The sequence below is a fragment of the Mycolicibacterium palauense genome (genome assembly GCF_002592005.1).
GTDB lineage: Bacteria > Actinomycetota > Actinomycetes > Mycobacteriales > Mycobacteriaceae > Mycobacterium > Mycobacterium palauense.
In genome coordinates this window covers 1-16,373 of sequence record NZ_NVQF01000060.1, presented here as the reverse complement: position 1 = coordinate 16,373, position 16,373 = coordinate 1, and the positions used below count along the sequence as shown (strand labels likewise).

Sequence of the window (16,373 nt, the reverse complement as noted above, 5' to 3'; positions counted from 1 at the left end):
CCCGTCTATACCCCATGGGGGTATATTGGCCGGCATGACGATGACCGATCTGCGTCTGGACGGGATGACCTGCGCGTCCTGCGCCACCCGGGTGGAACGTGGCCTGAATCGGCTCGAGGGCGTGCGTGCCACGGTCAACTTCGCGGTGGAGCGTGCCCACGTCGAACACGACGACCGCACCTCGACCCAGGACCTTCTCGACGCCGTCGAATCGGTGGGCTACCACGCGTCACCGCTGCTCGAGCCCGGTGAGGGCGACGGGGAGGTCCCGCGCGACGCGCTGCGTCCCCGGCTGATCGGCTCGGCGCTGCTCGCGGTTCCCGTGGTGGCGCTGTCGATGATCCCGGCCTGGCAGTTCCCCGGCTGGCAGTGGCTGGTGCTGGCGCTGACCGCGCCGATCGTGGCCTGGGGCGGATCGCCGTTCCACGTCGCCGCGCTGCGCAACGCGCGCCACGGCGCGTCGACGATGGACACCCTGGTGTCGTTGGGCACCCTGGCCGCCTTCGGCTGGTCGATCGTGGCCGTGGCGTCCGGGTCCGGTGGGCATGTCTACTTCGAGGTGGCCGCCGCGGTCACGGTCTTCCTGCTGGCCGGCCGCTACGCGGAGGCGCGGGCGAAACGCTCGGCGGGAGCGGCGCTGCGGGCGCTGTTGTCGCTGGGCGCCAAGGACGCCGCCGTCCTGCGCGACGGAGCCGAGGTGCGTGTCCCGGTCGGCGAGTTGGCGGTCGGCGACGAGTTCGTGGTCCGGCCGGGCGAGCGGGTGGCCACCGACGGCGTCGTCGTCGACGGCGCGTCGGCGCTGGACACCTCGGCCATGACCGGCGAGTCCGTGCCGGTGGACGTGGGTCCCGACGACGCGGTGCTCGGGGGCGCGCTGAACACCTACGGCCGCGTCGTGGTGCGGGCGACCAGGGTCGGCGCAGACACCCAGCTGGCGCGGATGGGTGCCATGGTCGCCGAGGCGCAGAACGGCAAGGCGTCGATCCAGCGCCTCGCCGACCGGGTCTCGGCGGTGTTCGTCCCCGCGGTGCTGACGGTGGCCGTGTTGACGCTGGCGGGCTGGCTGCTGTTCGGCGGGTCGGTGTCGGCCGCGTTCACCGCCGCGGTCGCGGTGCTGATCATCGCCTGCCCCTGCGCGCTGGGCCTGGCCACCCCGACGGCCATCCTGGTCGGTACCGGCCGCGGCGCCCAACTCGGTGTTCTCATCAAGGATCCGCAGGTGCTGGAGACCGTCACGGGCATCGACACCGTCGTGTTCGACAAGACCGGGACGGTGACCACCGGCGCGATGTCGGTCTCGGATGTCCTCGCCGAGCCCGGCGAGGACGCCGATGTGGTGCTGGCCCGCGCGGCCGCCGTGGAAGCCGGTTCCGAGCACCCGGTCGCCGCGGCGATCGTCGCCGCCGCCCGGCAGCGCGGTCTGGCGCTGGCCGGCGTGGCCGACTTCACCAACGAACCCGGGGTGGGCGTCTCCGGGGTCGTCGACGGGACCCCGGTGCGGGTCACCCGCGAATCCCACGCCGGCTCCGGCGCCCCGTTCACCGGCGTCGAGGTGGTGTGGGGCGGGGCGGTGCGTGGTGTGCTGCGGCTCTCCGACCAGGTCAAGTCCACGAGCGCCGCGGCCATCGCCGACCTGTCGTCGATGGGTCTGACACCGGTGCTGCTCACCGGCGACACCCCCGCGGTCGCGCGGCGGGTGGCCGGTGAGGTCGGGATCGGCACGGACCAGGTGATCGCCGGCGTGCTGCCCACCGGCAAGGCCGATGTGGTGCGCCGGCTGCAGGACGAGGGCCGGCGCGTGGCGATGGTCGGCGACGGGGTCAACGATTCGGTGGCCCTGGCCACCGCCGACATCGGGATGTCCATGGGTACCGGATCCGACGCCGCCATCGAGGCCGGGGACGTCACCCTGGTGCGCGGTGACCTGCGTGCCGTCCCGACCGCACTGCGGCTCTCGGCGCGCACGCTACGGGTGATCAAACAGAACCTGTTCTGGGCGTTCGCCTACAACACCGCAGCGATCCCGCTGGCGGCCTTCGGGCTGCTGAACCCGATGATCGCCGGGGCCGCGATGGCGATGTCGTCGGTGCTGGTGGTCGCCAACAGCCTGCGGTTGCGGCGTTTCCGGTAGGCCCGGCGGCACAAGGCTCGTCGCGGGTGATCCCGGTCACGGCCGCTTGGTACAGAGTGCAAAATTTGTAACACTGTTCCGCATGACGGAGTTGGCGCAGGTAGAACCGCAGTCGGATGCCGCACCGCTGGACGGGCACTCGCTGATCTGGCGTTATTTCGGGGACAACCGGATGTTCCTGATCGGCCCGCGGCCCGGCGTGCTGCAGCTGACGCTGGCCGACCTGGGCCAGGGCGTCTACGACCACTCGGTGTTCTTCGCCGACACCGCGGCCCGCATCAAGCGCTCGCTGCCGCCGATCTTCCGCACCGTCTACGGCTCGCCCGACAACAACGCCGGCCCGCAGGTGCGCGACTTCCACCACGACATCAAGGGCGAGCTGCCCGCCGAATACGCCGCGGGTACCCCCCGCCGGTACCACGCCCTGGATCCCGACACCTATTTCTGGGCGCACGCCACGTTCCTGGACCAGGTCTTCTACTTCGCCGACACGTTCGTCAAACGGCTCACCGACGCCGAGAAGGAACAGATGTACGCCGAGTCGAAGACCTGGTACCGCCGCTACGGCGTCAGCGACCGCCCGATGCCGCAGACCTATGCCGACTTCGAGAAGTACTGGCAGCACATGCTCGACGACGTCGTCACCGCCCACCCCAGCGCCACCTACAGCGTCGGTTACGTCACCAAGGGCTTCCCGAGGCCCAAGGGTGTCTCCCCGCTGCTGTGGAAACTGGTCGCCCCGTTGTTCAACCCGCTGGCGGCCTTCCTGACCACCGGGGGGCTCCCGCCGCAGGCCCGGGCGATGCTGCACCTGCCCTGGACCGACCGGCAGGAGCGCCGCTACCGGCGCTTCGCCGCGTTCTGGCGCTCGGCGCCGGTCAACTGGGTCTGGAATAGCCTGCCGATGTCGTTGCGCTACAACGGTATTGCGCTTGCAGGGTTCCGGCGCGAAGGGGTGCGGCCATAGCGGAGCACCCGGCCGCAGATCCGGACGCGGCCACCACCGCCATCCTCGACGCCGCCGTCGTCGAGTTCTCCCGGCGCGGGTTCCGCCGCGTCGCCCTCGATGAGGTCGCCCGGCGGGCCAAGGTCAGCCGCACCACCATCTACCGGCGCTTCGCCGGCCGCGACGAGCTCGTGGCGGCCGTCATCGACCGCGAGAACGCCGTGCTGTGCACCGACATCGCCGAGGAACTCAAGGGTGTGGGGCCGGCCACCGACCTCTACGTGGAGGCCTTCACCCTGGCGATCGTCAAGTTCCGTGGGCACCGGGTGCTCAACCGGATGATCACCGACGAACCCGAGCTGGCACTGGAACTCGCACGCGAGCACTATGCGGCGGCGGTCGCCCGCATCGTCACCGCACTGCACGTCATCTTCCCGCCGGGGTTCGCCGGGAAGGTCGGGGCCCCGGCGGTCGCCGAACTCGCCGACACGATTCTGCGCTACGCGCTGATGGCGCTGCTGCTGCCCGGCCTGCAGCCGCTGGAGAGTGCCGAGGACATCCGCGCGTTCGCGGTGCGCCACTTCCTGCCGAGCCTGCCCGCCGCCCTGCGTGCCGTGGCTGTCTAGGCGCTCCCGGCCCGTGGCCGTATAGGCGCTCGCGCGCCGTGTCTGCCTAGGCGCTCGCGCGCCGTGTCTGCCTAGGCGCGGCTTCGCGCAGCATCCCCTCGGAGAACTTCATCCCAGCCGGCGCAGACCCGTGGATGTCAGTTACCCCCTGGGGGTATGGTGGTGGGCGATCGACCCGCGGAGGCCGAGTCGACGGCCACGAATCCGAGGAACGTGTCATGACGGGGATTGACGGTGTTGTCGTAGCGATCGCGGTGGCGGCGGTCGTCGGCCTGGGCTGGTTCTTCTTCGCTCCACGACGGGCCGCGCGCGCCGAGCTGAGCGAGGGCGTCCAGCGGGTCAGCGTCTTGGTGCAGGGCGGATACAGCCCCGACGTTGTGAAAGTGCACCAGGGCGTTCCGGTGGAGATCGACTTCGACCGGCGAGAAGGCGGCGACTGCACATCGCAGGTGGTCTTCCCGGACCTGCGGCTCTCGGCCAACCTGCCCGCGCATCGGCACACGACGGTGCGCTTCACCCCGGAGCGGTCGGGCTCCTTCGGGTTCGCCTGCGGTATGAACATGGTGCACGGCACGTTGGTCGTCACCCCGAACGGCCACGGCGACGGGGCAGCCAGGGGGGCGGGCACGGCCGGGGCGGCGGCTCCCCCCACCGCCGGCAGGTCCGGGACTCGTTCGGAGTCGGCCGCGGACGCCGAAGCCGCCCGGGCCGCCGAACAGCGAGCCGAGATCACCGATCTGACCAGGCGCTTCATCGTCGGCGCGGTGCTGACCACTCCGGTGCTGATCGCGATGATGGCGCATACCCTGTTGCGGGCGCCGGACTGGGTGCCGCCCCTGCTGCTCAACCACTGGGTGCAGCTGGCGCTGATCACACCGGTGATGTTCTACACGGGGTGGCCGATTCACCGCACCGGGTGGCTGGCACTGCGCCACCGCAGCGCCGACATGAACAGCTTGGTCACGCTCGGCACGACGGCCGCGTTCGGCTACAGCCTGTTCGTCACGTTGGCCCCGGGGCTGCTGCCCGAAGGCCTGCGGGAGGTGTACTACGAAGCGGTCGGTGTGATCCTCACCCTCATCATGCTCGGCCGGCTGCTGGAGGCGCGCGCCAAGGCGGGTACCGGTGAGGCCATCCGCGCCCTGCTGGGGCTTCAGGCCCGCACCGCCCGGGTGGTCCGCGACGGCGGCGAGGTGGAGGTTCCGGTCGACGAGGTCGTGGTCGGCGACGAGATCGTGATCCGGCCGGGCGAGAAGATCCCGGTCGACGCCGCGGTGCTGTCGGGGCAGTCCGCGGTGGACGAGTCGATGGTGACCGGCGAGTCGATGCCGGCGACCAAGCACGCCGGTGACATGGTCATCGGCGCCACGGTCAACACCACCGGATCGTTGCGTGTGCGTGCCGCCAAGGTCGGTGCCGACACCATGCTGGCGCAGATCATCCGGATGGTGCAGCAGGCGCAGGCGTCCAAGGCGCCGATCCAGCGGCTCGCCGACGCGATTTCCCGATATTTCGTTCCGGTGGTCATCGCCATCGCGGTGGTCACCTTCGTGCTCTGGTTCGTCGCCGGCCCGGCGCCCGCCCTGACCCTGGCGCTGGTATCGGCCGTCGCGGTGTTGATCATCGCCTGCCCCTGCGCGCTGGGCCTGGCCACGCCGTTGTCGATCATGGTGGGAACCGGCAAGGGCGCACGGGCGGGCGTGCTGATCCGCTCGGCCGAGGCCCTGGAGACCGCCCACCGGCTCGACACGATCGTGCTGGACAAGACCGGGACCATCACCGCCGGCCGGCCGACACTCACCGACGTCGTCCCTGTCGGGGCCATGCCGGAGGACGAGCTCCTCGGCCTGGTGGCTGCGGCCGAGGCCGACAGCGAACATCCGGTGGCCGCTGCCGTGGTGGCGGCGGCCCGGCAGCGGGGCATCGCCGTGCCCACAACCCGCGACTTCGCTTCGGTCACCGGCAAGGGGGTGCGCGCAACCGCAGCCGGTCACCGCGTGCTCGTCGGGACGGCCCGGCTGCTCGCCGAGGAGGGCGTGGACGCCACCGAACTCGGGGAGATCGGGGCCCGACTGTCGGCGGACGGGAAGACGCCGATCCTGGTCGGCGTCGACGGGCGGCCGGCCGGTGTGGTCGCGGTGGCCGACACGGTCAAGGACGATTCCGTGGCCGCGATCGCCGCGCTGCAGCAGCTCGGCCTGGAGGTCGTGATGATCACCGGCGACAACGCCCGCACCGCGGCCGCGGTTGCCCGTCAGGTGGGGATCACGCGGGTGCTTGCCGAGGTGCTGCCGGAGCACAAGGCCGACGAGATTCGCCGGCTTCAGGCCGAGGGGCGCCGGGTCGGGATGGTCGGTGACGGCATCAACGACGCGCCCGCGTTGGCGCAGGCCGACGTGGGACTGGCGATCGGCACGGGTACCGACGTCGCGATCGAGGCGGCCGACATCACCCTCATTTCGGGGTCGTTGGCCGGTGTGGTCAACTCCGTCACGCTCTCGCGCGCCACCATGCGCAACATCCGGGAGAACCTGTTCTTCGCCCTGATCTACAACGCCGTCGGTATTCCGATCGCGGCCGGCGCGCTCTACCCGTTCCTGGGGTGGCGGCTGTCGCCGATGATCGCCGCGGCCGCCATGGCCATGTCGTCGCTGTCGGTGGTCGGAAACGCCAACCGGCTGCGCCGCCACCGGATCACGTCGCCGCCGCCGGCCGAACCCGCGGCCGTCGATCCGGTGGTCGAAACGGGCGAGCACCAACGCAAGCACCCGGTTGCGTGATCGGCGATCGGGTGCCGGCCCGACCCTCGGGGCCGTCGGGAACCTCGGCGCGTTCCGCCCTGCCGGCGACCGGGTCCGGTCAGGTCCGGCGCAGCAGGACCGCGTTGTCGAACGGCAGCCGGCCGAAGAAGAACCGGCCCAGCCCGGTGACGTGCGGGGCGGCCTCGGCCTTGGTCACCATCCGCGGGTCGGACACCGCGAACGTGCGGCCGCCGCGCTTCATCCGCCCGCCGCCGGCAGCGGTGATGTTCTTCAGCCAGTCGCGGTCGGGGCCGTAGGTCAGCAGGATCGCCACGCCCTCGTCGGTGGAGAACACCGTCAACGGCGTGCGGTAGGGCTTGCCGGACTTGCGACCCACGTGTTCGAGGATGCCCATCGACGGCGCCCACCCCGCCCAGATCCGCTGGATCGGGTTCGTGACATGCCGGTTGAACCGTGCGAGCCATTGGGGGAGTTGCATGCCCCCATCCAACTCGTTCGACGACCGTCGGCTCAAGGGGTGGCCGTCGACGGTCGTTGGCTCAAGGCGTGGCCGGCGGCCGGCCCGCGTACCGCGGTGTGGCCCGGCGGACCGGGCTCAGCCGTCGTCGCCGGTCCCGTCGTCGCCGGTCCCGTCGTCGCCGGTCCCGTCGTCGTCGCTCCCGTCTTCGCCGGTCCGGTCGTCGGGGGCCAGCAGGTTCTCCGGGTGGTGGTATTCGTTGACCCGGGCCTGGCCGTGGTCGACACCCGGTGGGGGTATCCACTCGATTCGGCCGTCTCGGCGACGGCGGGTGGTCCACCCGCCCGTGGTCGCCAGTCTGTTGTGTGGCCCGCAGGCCAGCGCCATGTCATCGACGTCGGTGCGCCCGCCGTCGGCCCAGTCCACCAGATGGTGCGCCTCGCTCAGGTAGCCCGGCACGGTGCAGCCGGGAAACGTGCAGCCACGGTCCCGGTTCTGCAGCACGATCCGCTGAGCGGGTGAGGCGATCCGCCGGGAACGGCCCAGCCACAGGGCCTGGCCCTTGCCGTCGAAGAGGGTCAGGTAGTGGTGGGCGTGGCCGGCCATCCGGATCACATCGCTCATCGGCAGCAGCGTGCCGGCCGCGGTGAGGGCCTGTCCCGCCGCGGACTCCAGCTCGGCGAGCGTGGTCGAGACCATGATGGTCACCGGAAGGCCGTTGCGCTGGCCGAGGTCCCCGCCGGCCAGGACCGCCCGGCAGGCCGCCGTCACGGCGTCATGGACCCGCTGTGGCGCATCCCGGGTGTCCTCGGCGATCTCCTGCTCCGACGGGGTTCCGGAGACCCGCGGCTTCTCGGCCTCGGGGTTACACATTCCCGGCGCGGCCAGCTTCGCCAGCACGGCGTCCAGCGAGGCCCGCGCTTCGGGATCCAGCCAGCCCGAGATCGAACTCATCCCGTCGGACTGCTGGCGGCCGATCGTGATGCCCCGCCGGCGCGCCCGGTCGTTCTCGTCCAGGGTGCCGTCCTGGTCGAGCAGCGTCGCCATTCGCTGCGCGGCGCGGCGAAACGTCTCGGGCCCGAAGTCGCAGGCGTACCGGGCCAGGTCCCGTTCGGCGGCCTCCCGTGTCGGAACGTCGACGTGCTGGGGCAGCGCGGCGAAGAAGTCACGGATGATCCGGACGTGCTCGGCGCCGATCTGCCCGCGTGCCTGCGCGGCCGCGGTGGCCGGCAGGCGCGGTTCCAGGGGCTGGCCCGTCAGGGTGGTCCGCGGTCCGAGGTCGGCGGCCTGATCGAGGCGGCGGTGCGCCTCGGACCTGCTGATCCGTAGCCGGGACGCCAGCACGCCGGCCATGGTGGTGCCGCCGAGCTCGGCCGGACTCGCCTGGGTGCAGAGCCGCTGCAGGAGTCGATAATCGACCGCCGGCGTCCGGCGCGCCAGCTCCTCGCGGCGGGCCACCACGGCCAGCAGTTCCCGCGGGGTCAGCGCATCGAACGACAGCGAGGCCAGCTTGTCGAACGCCGCCTCGAGGTCATCGAGCGCGGTGTGCACCGCCTCCCGATCCGCTCTTGCCGCCATACTCGAACACTAGTTCGAAGCACCGACAAGAAATGCCCCTCGTCCGAAACCCGTCGCACCCCGCCGCCGCGTCGGCCAGACTGCAGGTCATGGCCTATCTCAAGCCGCCCTGGTTCACCGCCAAGGTGTTCAACCGGATCGCCATGGCCACCGGCCTGTCCGGCACCGTCACCCTGGTGGTGGCACGACGTTCCGGGGGCACCCAGGAGGTCCCGGTCATCACCGTCGACGTCGACGCCACGCGCCACCTGGTGTCCACCCGCGGCGAGTCCGCCTGGGTGAAGAACGTGCGGGCGCGTCCCGACATCACCCTGGTGGCCGGGGGCGACGCCGTCCGCTACCGCGCCGCCGAGATCCCGGTCGAACTGCGCGAACCGATCCTGCGGGCCTACCGCGAGAAGGCCGGGAAGACCGTCGACGGCTACTTCCGCCGGCTGCCCGACCCCGCCGACCACCCGGTGTTCGCGCTGACGCCCACCTGAGGGGGAGCTGAGGGCAGGCTGAGGGCGGCCTGGACAACTACACCCTGTAGTCGACCTGTGGCCGGAGGCTGGGACACTGGTCGTCATGAGCGGTACCGATCTTTCGGCCAAACTGTTCGCCGACGCGTGCAAGGTGATTCCCGGCGGGGTGAACTCGCCGGTGCGCGCCTTCAGCTCGGTCGGCGGAACGCCCCGGTTCCTGACCGCCGCCCAGGGGTACTGGCTCACCGACGCCGACGGCAACCGCTATGTGGATCTGGTGTGCTCCTGGGGGCCGATGATCCTCGGCCACGCCCACCCGGCCGTCGTGGCCGCCGTCACCGACGCCGCCGCCCACGGACTGTCCTTCGGCGCGCCGACCCCCACGGAGTCGGAGCTGGCCGCCGAGATCATCGACCGGATGCCACCGGTGCAGCGGGTGCGGCTGGTCAACTCGGGCACCGAGGCCACGATGAGCGCCGTCCGGCTGGCCCGCGGGTTCACCGGCCGGCCCAAGATCGTCAAGTTCTCCGGGTGCTATCACGGCCACGTCGACGCCCTGCTCGCCGACGCCGGCTCCGGGGTGGCCACCCTGGGGCTGCCGTCCTCGCCGGGGGTCACCGGCGCCACCGCCGCCGACACCATCGTGTTGCCCTACAACGACATCGCCGCCGTCGAGCAGACCTTCGCCGAACTCGGTGACCAGATCGCCGCGGTGATCAGCGAGGCCAGCCCGGGCAACATGGGCACCGTCCCACCCGCCCCCGGCTACAACGCGGCGCTGCGCAGGATCACCGCCGAGCACGGCGCACTGCTCATCCTCGACGAGGTGATGACCGGATTCCGGGTGAGCCGAAGTGGTTGGTACGGAGTCGATCCCGTCGATGCCGACCTGTTCACCTTCGGCAAGGTGATGAGCGGCGGGCTCCCCGCGGCCGCGTTCGGCGGCCGCGCCGAGGTGATGGAACGACTGGCCCCGCTGGGCCCGGTGTACCAGGCGGGCACGCTGTCGGGGAACCCGGTCGCCATGGCGGCCGGGCTGGCCACCCTGCGCCACGCCGACGCGGCGGCCTATGCCGCGCTGGACGCCAACGCCGACCGGCTGGCGGCCCTGCTCACCGGCGCGCTCACCGATGCCGGTGTGGCCCACCGGCTCCAGCGTGCCGGCAACATGCTCTCGGTGTTCTTCACCGACGAGCCGGTGACCGACTTCGCCTCCGCCCGCGCCAGCCAGACCTGGCGGTTCCCGCCGTTCTTCCACGCGCTGCTGGACGCGGGCATCTACCCGCCGTGCAGCGCCTACGAAACCTGGTTCGTCTCGGCGGCGCTGGACGACGCCGCGTTCGAGCGGATCGCCGCCGCACTGCCCGACGCCGCGCGCGCCGCCGCGGCGGCCACCGAGCCGGGGGACTGAGGTGACCGCTGCGAACGGCCCGGAGGCGGCCCCCGTCACCAAGGTGCACGTGATGCGCCACGGTGAGGTGCACAACCCGGAGAAGATCCTCTACGGGCGCCTGCCCGGCTACCGGCTCTCCGACCGGGGCCGTGAACAGGCGCAGGCCGTTGCCGACTACCTGTCCGGTCACGACATCGTCGCGGTGATCGCCTCACCGCTGCAGCGCGCCCAGGAGACCGCGGCGCCCGTCGCCGCCCGGCACAACCTGGCCGTGGCCACCGACGACGACCTCATCGAGTCGGCCAATTTCTTTGAAGGAAAACGCATTTCACCCGGTGACGGGGTCTGGAAGAACCCGGCGGTGTGGTGGCAGGTGCGCAACCCGTTCACGCCGTCGTGGGGGGAGCCGTACAAGCAGATCGCGGCCCGGATGTCCGCCGCGCTGGACCGGGCCCGGATCAGGGCCGAAGGCCACGAGGTGCTCTGCGTCAGCCACCAGTTGCCGGTGGAGACGTTGCGTCGGTCGGTGGAGGGCGCCTGGCTTGCGCACGATCCGCGCCGGCGCCAGTGCAACCTGGCCTCGTTGACCACCTTCACCTATGCGGGCGAGAAGCTGCTGAGCATCTCCTACGCCGAGCCGGCGGGGCGCTGAGCTCATGCCGACACGGGTGATCGCGAGGACGGCCGCGCTGGTCGGGGTCATCCTCGGGGTCGTCCTGGTCGCCGGCTGCTCCACCGGCGACGACGCCGTCGCCCAGAACGGCACCTTCGAATTCGTCTCACCGGGCGGCAAGACCGACATCTTCTACGACCCCCCGGACGGCCGGGGCCGCCCGGGGCCGATCTCGGGACCGGACCTGATGAACCCGGACCGCACGCTGTCGCTGGACGATTTCGCCGGCCAGGTTGTCGTGATCAACATCTGGGGACAGTGGTGCGGACCCTGCCGGACCGAGATCACCCAGCTGGAGCAGGTCTACAACGACACCCGCGCCGACGGGGTGGCCTTCCTGGGTATCGACGTCCGCGACAACAACCGGCAGGCCGCGGTCGATTTCGTCACCGACCGCGACGTGACGTTCCCCTCGATCTACGACCCCGCGATGCGGACCATGATCGCCTTCGGCGGCAAGTACCCGACGACGGTCATCCCCTCGACCGTCGTGCTCGACCGTGAGCACCGGGTGGCGGCGGTCTTCCTGCGCGAGCTGCTGGCCTCCGACCTGCTGCCGGTGGTGCAGCGGCTGGCCGCCGAACCCGCCCCGTCCGCGGAGCCCCGGCAGTGAACGGGGTCGCCGAACTCGCCGCGACGGGCCCGCTGCTGCTGGCCGCGGGGATGTGTGTGCTGGCCGGTCTGGTGTCGTTCGCGTCGCCCTGCGTGGTGCCGCTGGTCCCGGGCTATCTGTCCTACCTGGCCGCCGTCGTCGGCGTGCAGGCGGCCCCGGGCGCGTCGAAGAGCTCCGGCCCCGGCGCCGGGGATGCGGCCGCCGGAGTGCGCGCGGCGCCACGGTTCACGATCCGGGCGGCACGGCTGCGCATCGCCGGATCGGCGCTGCTGTTCGTCGCCGGCTTCACCGTGGTGTTCGTGCTGGGCACCGTGGCGGTACTCGGGATGACCACCTCCCTGATCACCAACCAACTGGTGCTGCAACGCATCGGCGGGGTGATCACCATCGTCATGGGGTTGGTGTTCGTCGGCTTCATCCCGGCGCTGCAGCGGCAGGCCCGGTTCGCCCCCCGGCAGCTGACCACCGTCGCCGGCGCCCCGCTGCTGGGTGCGGTGTTCGCGCTGGGCTGGACGCCGTGCCTGGGCCCCACCCTGACCGGTGTGATCACCGTGGCCTCGGCCACCGACGGTGCCAGCGTGGCCCGCGGGGTGCTGCTGGTGATCGCCTACTGCCTGGGTCTGGGCATCCCGTTCGTGCTGCTGGCGTTCGGCTCGTCGTGGGCGGTCTCCGGGCACGACTGGCTGCGCCGGCACACCCGAGCGATCCAGATCTTCGGTGGCGTGCTGCTCATCCTGGTCGGGCTGGCCCTGGTCACCGGCGTGTGGAACGACTTCGTGTCCTGGGTGCGCGACGCCTTCGTCAGCGACGTGGTGCTGCCGATATGACCGGGCGTGCGACACAGGGGCCGGCGAAGGGGCTCAAGCACCCGGTACGGAGGGTGCTGGCCTGGGGGCGCAACACCTGGCGGGCACTGACCGCGATGGGAACGGCACTGGTGTTGCTGTTCCTGCTGGCGCTGGCCGCGGTCCCCGGGGCGCTGCTGCCGCAGCGCAGCCTGAATGCGGCCAAGGTCGACCAGTACATCGCCGAGCACGACGTGATCGGCCCGTGGCTGGACCGCCTGCAGTTCTTCGACGTGTTCTCCAGCGCCTGGTTCACCGCCATCTACGTGCTGCTGTTCGTCTCGCTGGTGGGCTGCCTGACCCCGCGGATGATCGAACACGCCAAGAGCCTGCGCGCGGTCCCGGTGGCCGCTCCGCGCAACCTGGCCCGGCTGCCCAAACACGCCGAAGCCCAGGCCCGGGGCGAGCCCGCGGAGCTGGCCGCGGTGATGGTGGAGCGGCTGCGCGGCTGGCGGACCACCGTGCGCGGGGGCGAAGGCCGTGGCGGTGAAGGCCGTGGCGGTGAAGGAACTGTCGAGGTATCCGCCGAAAAGGGCTACCTGCGCGAGTTCGGCAACCTGGTCTTCCACTTCTCGCTGCTGGGCCTGTTGGTGGCGGTGGCGGTGGGCAAGCTGTTCGGCTACGAGGGAAACGTCATCGTCATCGCCGACGGCGGACCCGGCGTCTGCTCGGCCTCACCGGCGGCGTTCGACACCTTCCGCGCCGGCAACACCGTCGACGGCACCTCGCTGTACCCGTTGTGCGTGCGGGTCAACGACTTCCACGCCGACTATCTGGACAACGGGCAGGCACTGTCGTACTCCGCGGACATCGACTACCAGGCCGGCGAGGACCTGGCCGCCGGGACCTGGCGGCCCTACCGGCTGGAGGTCAACCATCCGCTGCGGGTCGGCGGCGACCGGGTCTACCTGCAGGGCCACGGGTACGCGCCGACGTTCACGGTGACCTTCCCCGACGGACAGACCCGCAGCGAGACCATCCAGTGGCGCCCCGACGACCAGTTCACCTTCCTGTCCTCGGGGGTGGTGCGGCTGGACCCGCCGGCGGGGACCTATCCCGATGACGACGAGCGCCGCAAACACCAGATCGCCATCCAGGGGTTGTTCGCGCCCACCGCCCAGCTCGACGGCACCCTGCTGTCGTCGAGCTTCCCGGCGCTGCGCGACCCCGCCGTCGCCGTCGACATCTACCGCGGCGACACCGGCCTGGACAGTGGCCGGCCGCAGTCGCTGTTCTCGCTGGACGCCCGGCTGATGCACCAGGGCCGGCTGACGAAGGTCGACCGGGTGAACCTGCGTGCCGGGGAGCAGGTCCGCCTCGACGACGGGACGGTGGTGCGCTTCGACGGCGCCACCCCGTTCGTGAACCTGCAGGTCTCCCACGATCCGGGTCAGGTGTGGGTACTGGTCTTCGCCCTGACGATGATGGCCGGGCTGGTGGTGTCGCTGCTGATCCGGCGGCGCCGCATCTGGGTGCGCATCGTGCCGGCCAGCGGGGACGGCGCGGCCGGCGGTACCGTGAACGTCGAATTGGGCGGACTGGCGCGTACCGACAATTCCGGCTGGGGCGACGAGTTCGAGAACCTCACCGAACGGCTGCTGGCGGGGCTGGACTCCGCACCGCCGGCCGGTGCCGAGGCATCGAGAGAGAAGGTCTGATGAACAGCGACCACATCGACATCGGGCTGGCCCGCTACTCCGACTGGGCGTTCACGTCCTCGGTGGTGGTGCTGGTGGCGGCGTTGCTGCTGCTGGCGGTCGAACTGGCCTACACCCGTGGTCGCCGGGTGACCGAACGGGAACTGGTCGCCGCCGGAGTGGGGGCGGGGGGCGGATCGAGCGTCGTGACCGCCGACAGCGCCACTCCCGGTGTGGTCGCCGAGCGACCGGTCCGCAGCGTCGACGAGCGCGTCGGCCGGGCCGGGCTCGCGCTGGTCTACCTGGGCATCGGGCTGCTGTTCGCCTGCATCGTGCTGCGCGGTCTGGCCACCAGCCGGGTGCCGTGGGGCAACATGTACGAGTTCATCAACCTGACGTGTCTGTCGGGCCTGGTGGCCGCCGCCGTGGTGTTGCGCCGCCCGCAGTACCGCGCGCTGTGGGTCTTCGTGCTGGTGCCGGTGCTGATCCTGCTGACGGTGTCGGGCAAGTGGCTCTACACCCATGCCGCCCCGGTGATGCCGGCGCTGCAGAGCTACTGGCTGCCGATCCACGTCTCGGTCGTCAGCCTCGGTTCCGGCGTCTTCCTCGTGGCCGGCGTGGCCAGCATGCTGTTTCTGCTGAAGACGTCGCGCTGGGGCGACGAGGACAGCCCGGCCGGCGGCGACGGGGTGTTCGCGCGGATGGTCTCCCGGCTGCCGAACGCCCAGACGCTGGACCGCATCGCCTACCGGACCACCATCTTCGGCTTCCCGATCTTCGGGTTCGGCGTGATCTTCGGGGCCATCTGGGCCGAGGAGGCCTGGGGCCGGTACTGGGGCTGGGACCCCAAGGAGACGGTGTCGTTCATCGCGTGGGTCGTGTACGCGGCCTACCTGCACGCGCGTTCGACCGCCGGCTGGCGGGACCGCAAGGCCGCGTGGATCAACGTCGTCGGCTTCGTCGCGATGGTGTTCAACCTGTTCTTCATCAACCTGGTCACCGTCGGCCTGCACTCCTACGCCGGAGTCGGCTGAGTCACACGCACGCGGGTGACATGCAGCCGCGGCGTGAATCGGGCCGTGGACGAGACGCCTGGGTCGCGTTGGCCGGGGAAGTCGAACACGCCCAGGATCAGCTGCATCGGGTAGGCGGGTGCCGGGGCGGAAACGTGTGTCTGTTCTCCGTCGACGCTGAATCGCACCGATTGTGGCGTCCAGTCCACGGCATAGCTGTGCAGTCCGGCCGGGTCGAGCGGCAGGACCGGGGCCGCGAAATCCTCGGCCAGGGCCGGATCCCGGAACGCGTGGATGCCCCGGCCGACGGCGGCCGTGGTGCCCCGGGGCCGGATCGGACCGTGGAGCCGAACACCTCGACCAGGCAGATCTCACCGCACCGGGACGGGAGATCCTCCAGCCCGATCATCCAGGCCGAGAACATGCTGGCTTCGTCGATGTCGGCGCGACAGGTCACCTCAACCGTCCCGTACAGGGGTGTCAGGCCCCACATTTCCGGCTGCGCCTCGCGAACCCGCTGACCGGGGCGGAAGGGCTGCTGGCCGAGGGTGCTTCCGACGGGCCCGGACCAGTTGGCACTCTGTACCGCCGAAACCCGCAGTGGCGGTTGGTGATCCTGCGGGCACCAGAGTGGGTGCCCGGCGCCGATCCGCAACACCAGTCCCCGCTCGGACACCGACCAGTCGGCGGCCGCCGCCGCACGCGAACTCCAGGCCGGCAGGTACGCGGGCAACCAGACGTTCTCGTCGAGCCCGTTGCCGAAGTCTTCGTCGATCGACGTCGCACCGTAGTCGCTCATGCCCCGAGCCAACCACCGCCCGGGGGGTTTCCTCGCCGCGGCTGCCGCCCAGCCGGCTGCGATAAAGTGGCGCCGACCCCGTCCACAAGGAGATCCGAGCAGTGCCCGATCACCCGGCGCCCGATCACCCGGCGTCCGACCACCCGGCGTCCGACCACCCGGCACCCGGCGCCGAAGGCCGCCACGGCCGCGAAGACACCGACCCGCCGACCGGCCTGATCGAGCAGAACTCCCATGCCCACGAGCTCCACGGGGCCGAGTTCCAGACGGCCGAGTTCCACACGGCGGAGTTCCAGAGGGCCGAATTCCAGGGGGCCGAGTTCCACACCCCGGAGTACGGCGTCCCGGTGGCCGGTGACCCCGTCCCGCGTCCCGTCGAGGGCTTCCGCTCTCAGCGGCGGTTCTCCGAACCCCCCAGCATGCCCGCCGGCCGGCA

At 71.2% G+C, this 16,373-nt stretch carries 16 protein-coding genes; 12 read left to right on the top strand and 4 right to left on the bottom strand.

The features are described 5' to 3' along the window. Nucleotides 1-34 precede the first annotated feature (34 nt). From CSR00_RS20605 to CSR00_RS20590, 4 genes are all read left to right on the top strand, one after another. Nucleotides 35-2,131: a heavy metal translocating P-type ATPase gene (locus CSR00_RS20605; protein WP_099024288.1), complete on the top strand. Its 2,097-nt coding sequence runs from the start codon at nucleotides 35-37 to the stop codon at nucleotides 2,129-2,131. An 82-nt stretch (nucleotides 2,132-2,213) separates the two neighbouring features. Further along, nucleotides 2,214-3,098, top strand: coding sequence for an oxygenase MpaB family protein (locus CSR00_RS20600; protein WP_099024287.1), 885 nt, complete (start codon nucleotides 2,214-2,216; stop codon nucleotides 3,096-3,098). Next, nucleotides 3,095-3,703 (top strand): TetR/AcrR family transcriptional regulator, encoded by a 609-nt coding sequence (locus CSR00_RS20595; RefSeq protein ID WP_099024286.1) that lies wholly within the window; start codon nucleotides 3,095-3,097, stop codon nucleotides 3,701-3,703. Before CSR00_RS20600 ends, CSR00_RS20595 begins: the two co-directional genes overlap by 4 nt. A gap of 218 nt (nucleotides 3,704-3,921) precedes the next feature. Continuing rightward, entirely contained in the window at nucleotides 3,922-6,483 is a 2,562-nt protein-coding gene (locus CSR00_RS20590) for a heavy metal translocating P-type ATPase (protein ID WP_099024285.1), read from the top strand. A gap of 79 nt (nucleotides 6,484-6,562) precedes the next feature. Here CSR00_RS20590 and CSR00_RS20585 read toward each other — a convergent pair whose 3' ends face one another. Beyond that, nucleotides 6,563-6,943, bottom strand: a complete 381-nt coding sequence (locus CSR00_RS20585) for a nitroreductase family deazaflavin-dependent oxidoreductase (protein ID WP_099024284.1) — start codon at nucleotides 6,941-6,943, stop codon at nucleotides 6,563-6,565. 117 nt (nucleotides 6,944-7,060) lie between these two features. Continuing rightward, nucleotides 7,061-8,500, bottom strand: coding sequence for an HNH endonuclease signature motif containing protein (locus tag CSR00_RS20580; protein WP_099024283.1), 1,440 nt, complete (start codon nucleotides 8,498-8,500; stop codon nucleotides 7,061-7,063). An 89-nt stretch (nucleotides 8,501-8,589) separates the two neighbouring features. Between CSR00_RS20580 and CSR00_RS20575 the strand changes: the two genes are divergently transcribed. From CSR00_RS20575 to ccsB, 7 genes are all read left to right on the top strand, one after another. Further along, nucleotides 8,590-8,982 (top strand): nitroreductase/quinone reductase family protein, encoded by a 393-nt coding sequence (locus tag CSR00_RS20575; RefSeq protein WP_099024311.1) that lies wholly within the window; start codon nucleotides 8,590-8,592, stop codon nucleotides 8,980-8,982. Nucleotides 8,983-9,067: 85 nt separating this feature from the next. After that, nucleotides 9,068-10,375, top strand: coding sequence for a glutamate-1-semialdehyde 2,1-aminomutase (gene hemL, locus CSR00_RS20570; RefSeq protein WP_099024282.1), 1,308 nt, complete (start codon nucleotides 9,068-9,070; stop codon nucleotides 10,373-10,375). 52 nt (nucleotides 10,376-10,427) lie between these two features. Further along, on the top strand, nucleotides 10,428-11,009 hold the full coding sequence (locus CSR00_RS20565) for a histidine phosphatase family protein (RefSeq protein WP_099024310.1): 582 nt from the start codon (nucleotides 10,428-10,430) through the stop codon (nucleotides 11,007-11,009). A 4-nt stretch (nucleotides 11,010-11,013) separates the two neighbouring features. Continuing rightward, the gene (locus CSR00_RS20560) at nucleotides 11,014-11,643 is read left to right on the top strand and encodes a TlpA disulfide reductase family protein (RefSeq protein WP_099024281.1); all 630 of its coding nucleotides are present in this window, start codon (nucleotides 11,014-11,016) and stop codon (nucleotides 11,641-11,643) included. Then, entirely contained in the window at nucleotides 11,640-12,470 is an 831-nt protein-coding gene (locus CSR00_RS20555) for a cytochrome c biogenesis CcdA family protein (protein ID WP_099024280.1), read from the top strand. The genes CSR00_RS20560 and CSR00_RS20555 overlap by 4 nt, the downstream gene beginning before the upstream one ends. Continuing rightward, the gene (gene resB / locus CSR00_RS20550; protein WP_099024279.1) at nucleotides 12,467-14,146 is read left to right on the top strand and encodes a cytochrome c biogenesis protein ResB; all 1,680 of its coding nucleotides are present in this window, start codon (nucleotides 12,467-12,469) and stop codon (nucleotides 14,144-14,146) included. The genes CSR00_RS20555 and resB overlap by 4 nt, the downstream gene beginning before the upstream one ends. Then, complete coding sequence (gene ccsB, locus CSR00_RS20545; protein WP_176562167.1) at nucleotides 14,146-15,159, top strand: c-type cytochrome biogenesis protein CcsB; 1,014 nt, start codon at nucleotides 14,146-14,148, stop codon at nucleotides 15,157-15,159. The genes resB and ccsB overlap by 1 nt, the downstream gene beginning before the upstream one ends. Here ccsB and CSR00_RS31320 read toward each other — a convergent pair. Together CSR00_RS31320 and CSR00_RS20540 are read right to left on the bottom strand one after the other, a co-directional pair. Beyond that, nucleotides 15,141-15,326, bottom strand: coding sequence for a hypothetical protein (locus CSR00_RS31320; protein ID WP_245906322.1), 186 nt, complete (start codon nucleotides 15,324-15,326; stop codon nucleotides 15,141-15,143). The two genes, ccsB and CSR00_RS31320, sit on opposite strands and share 19 nt — an antisense overlap. Then, complete coding sequence (locus CSR00_RS20540; RefSeq protein WP_245906326.1) at nucleotides 15,257-15,937, bottom strand: LamG domain-containing protein; 681 nt, start codon at nucleotides 15,935-15,937, stop codon at nucleotides 15,257-15,259. Before CSR00_RS20540 ends, CSR00_RS31320 begins: the two co-directional genes overlap by 70 nt. Before the next feature lie 101 nt (nucleotides 15,938-16,038). On the opposite strand from CSR00_RS20540, the gene CSR00_RS20535 reads away from it, so the two are divergent. Beyond that, the coding region (locus CSR00_RS20535; protein WP_141564410.1) for a hypothetical protein at nucleotides 16,039-16,373 on the top strand (335 nt) is incomplete at its 3' end.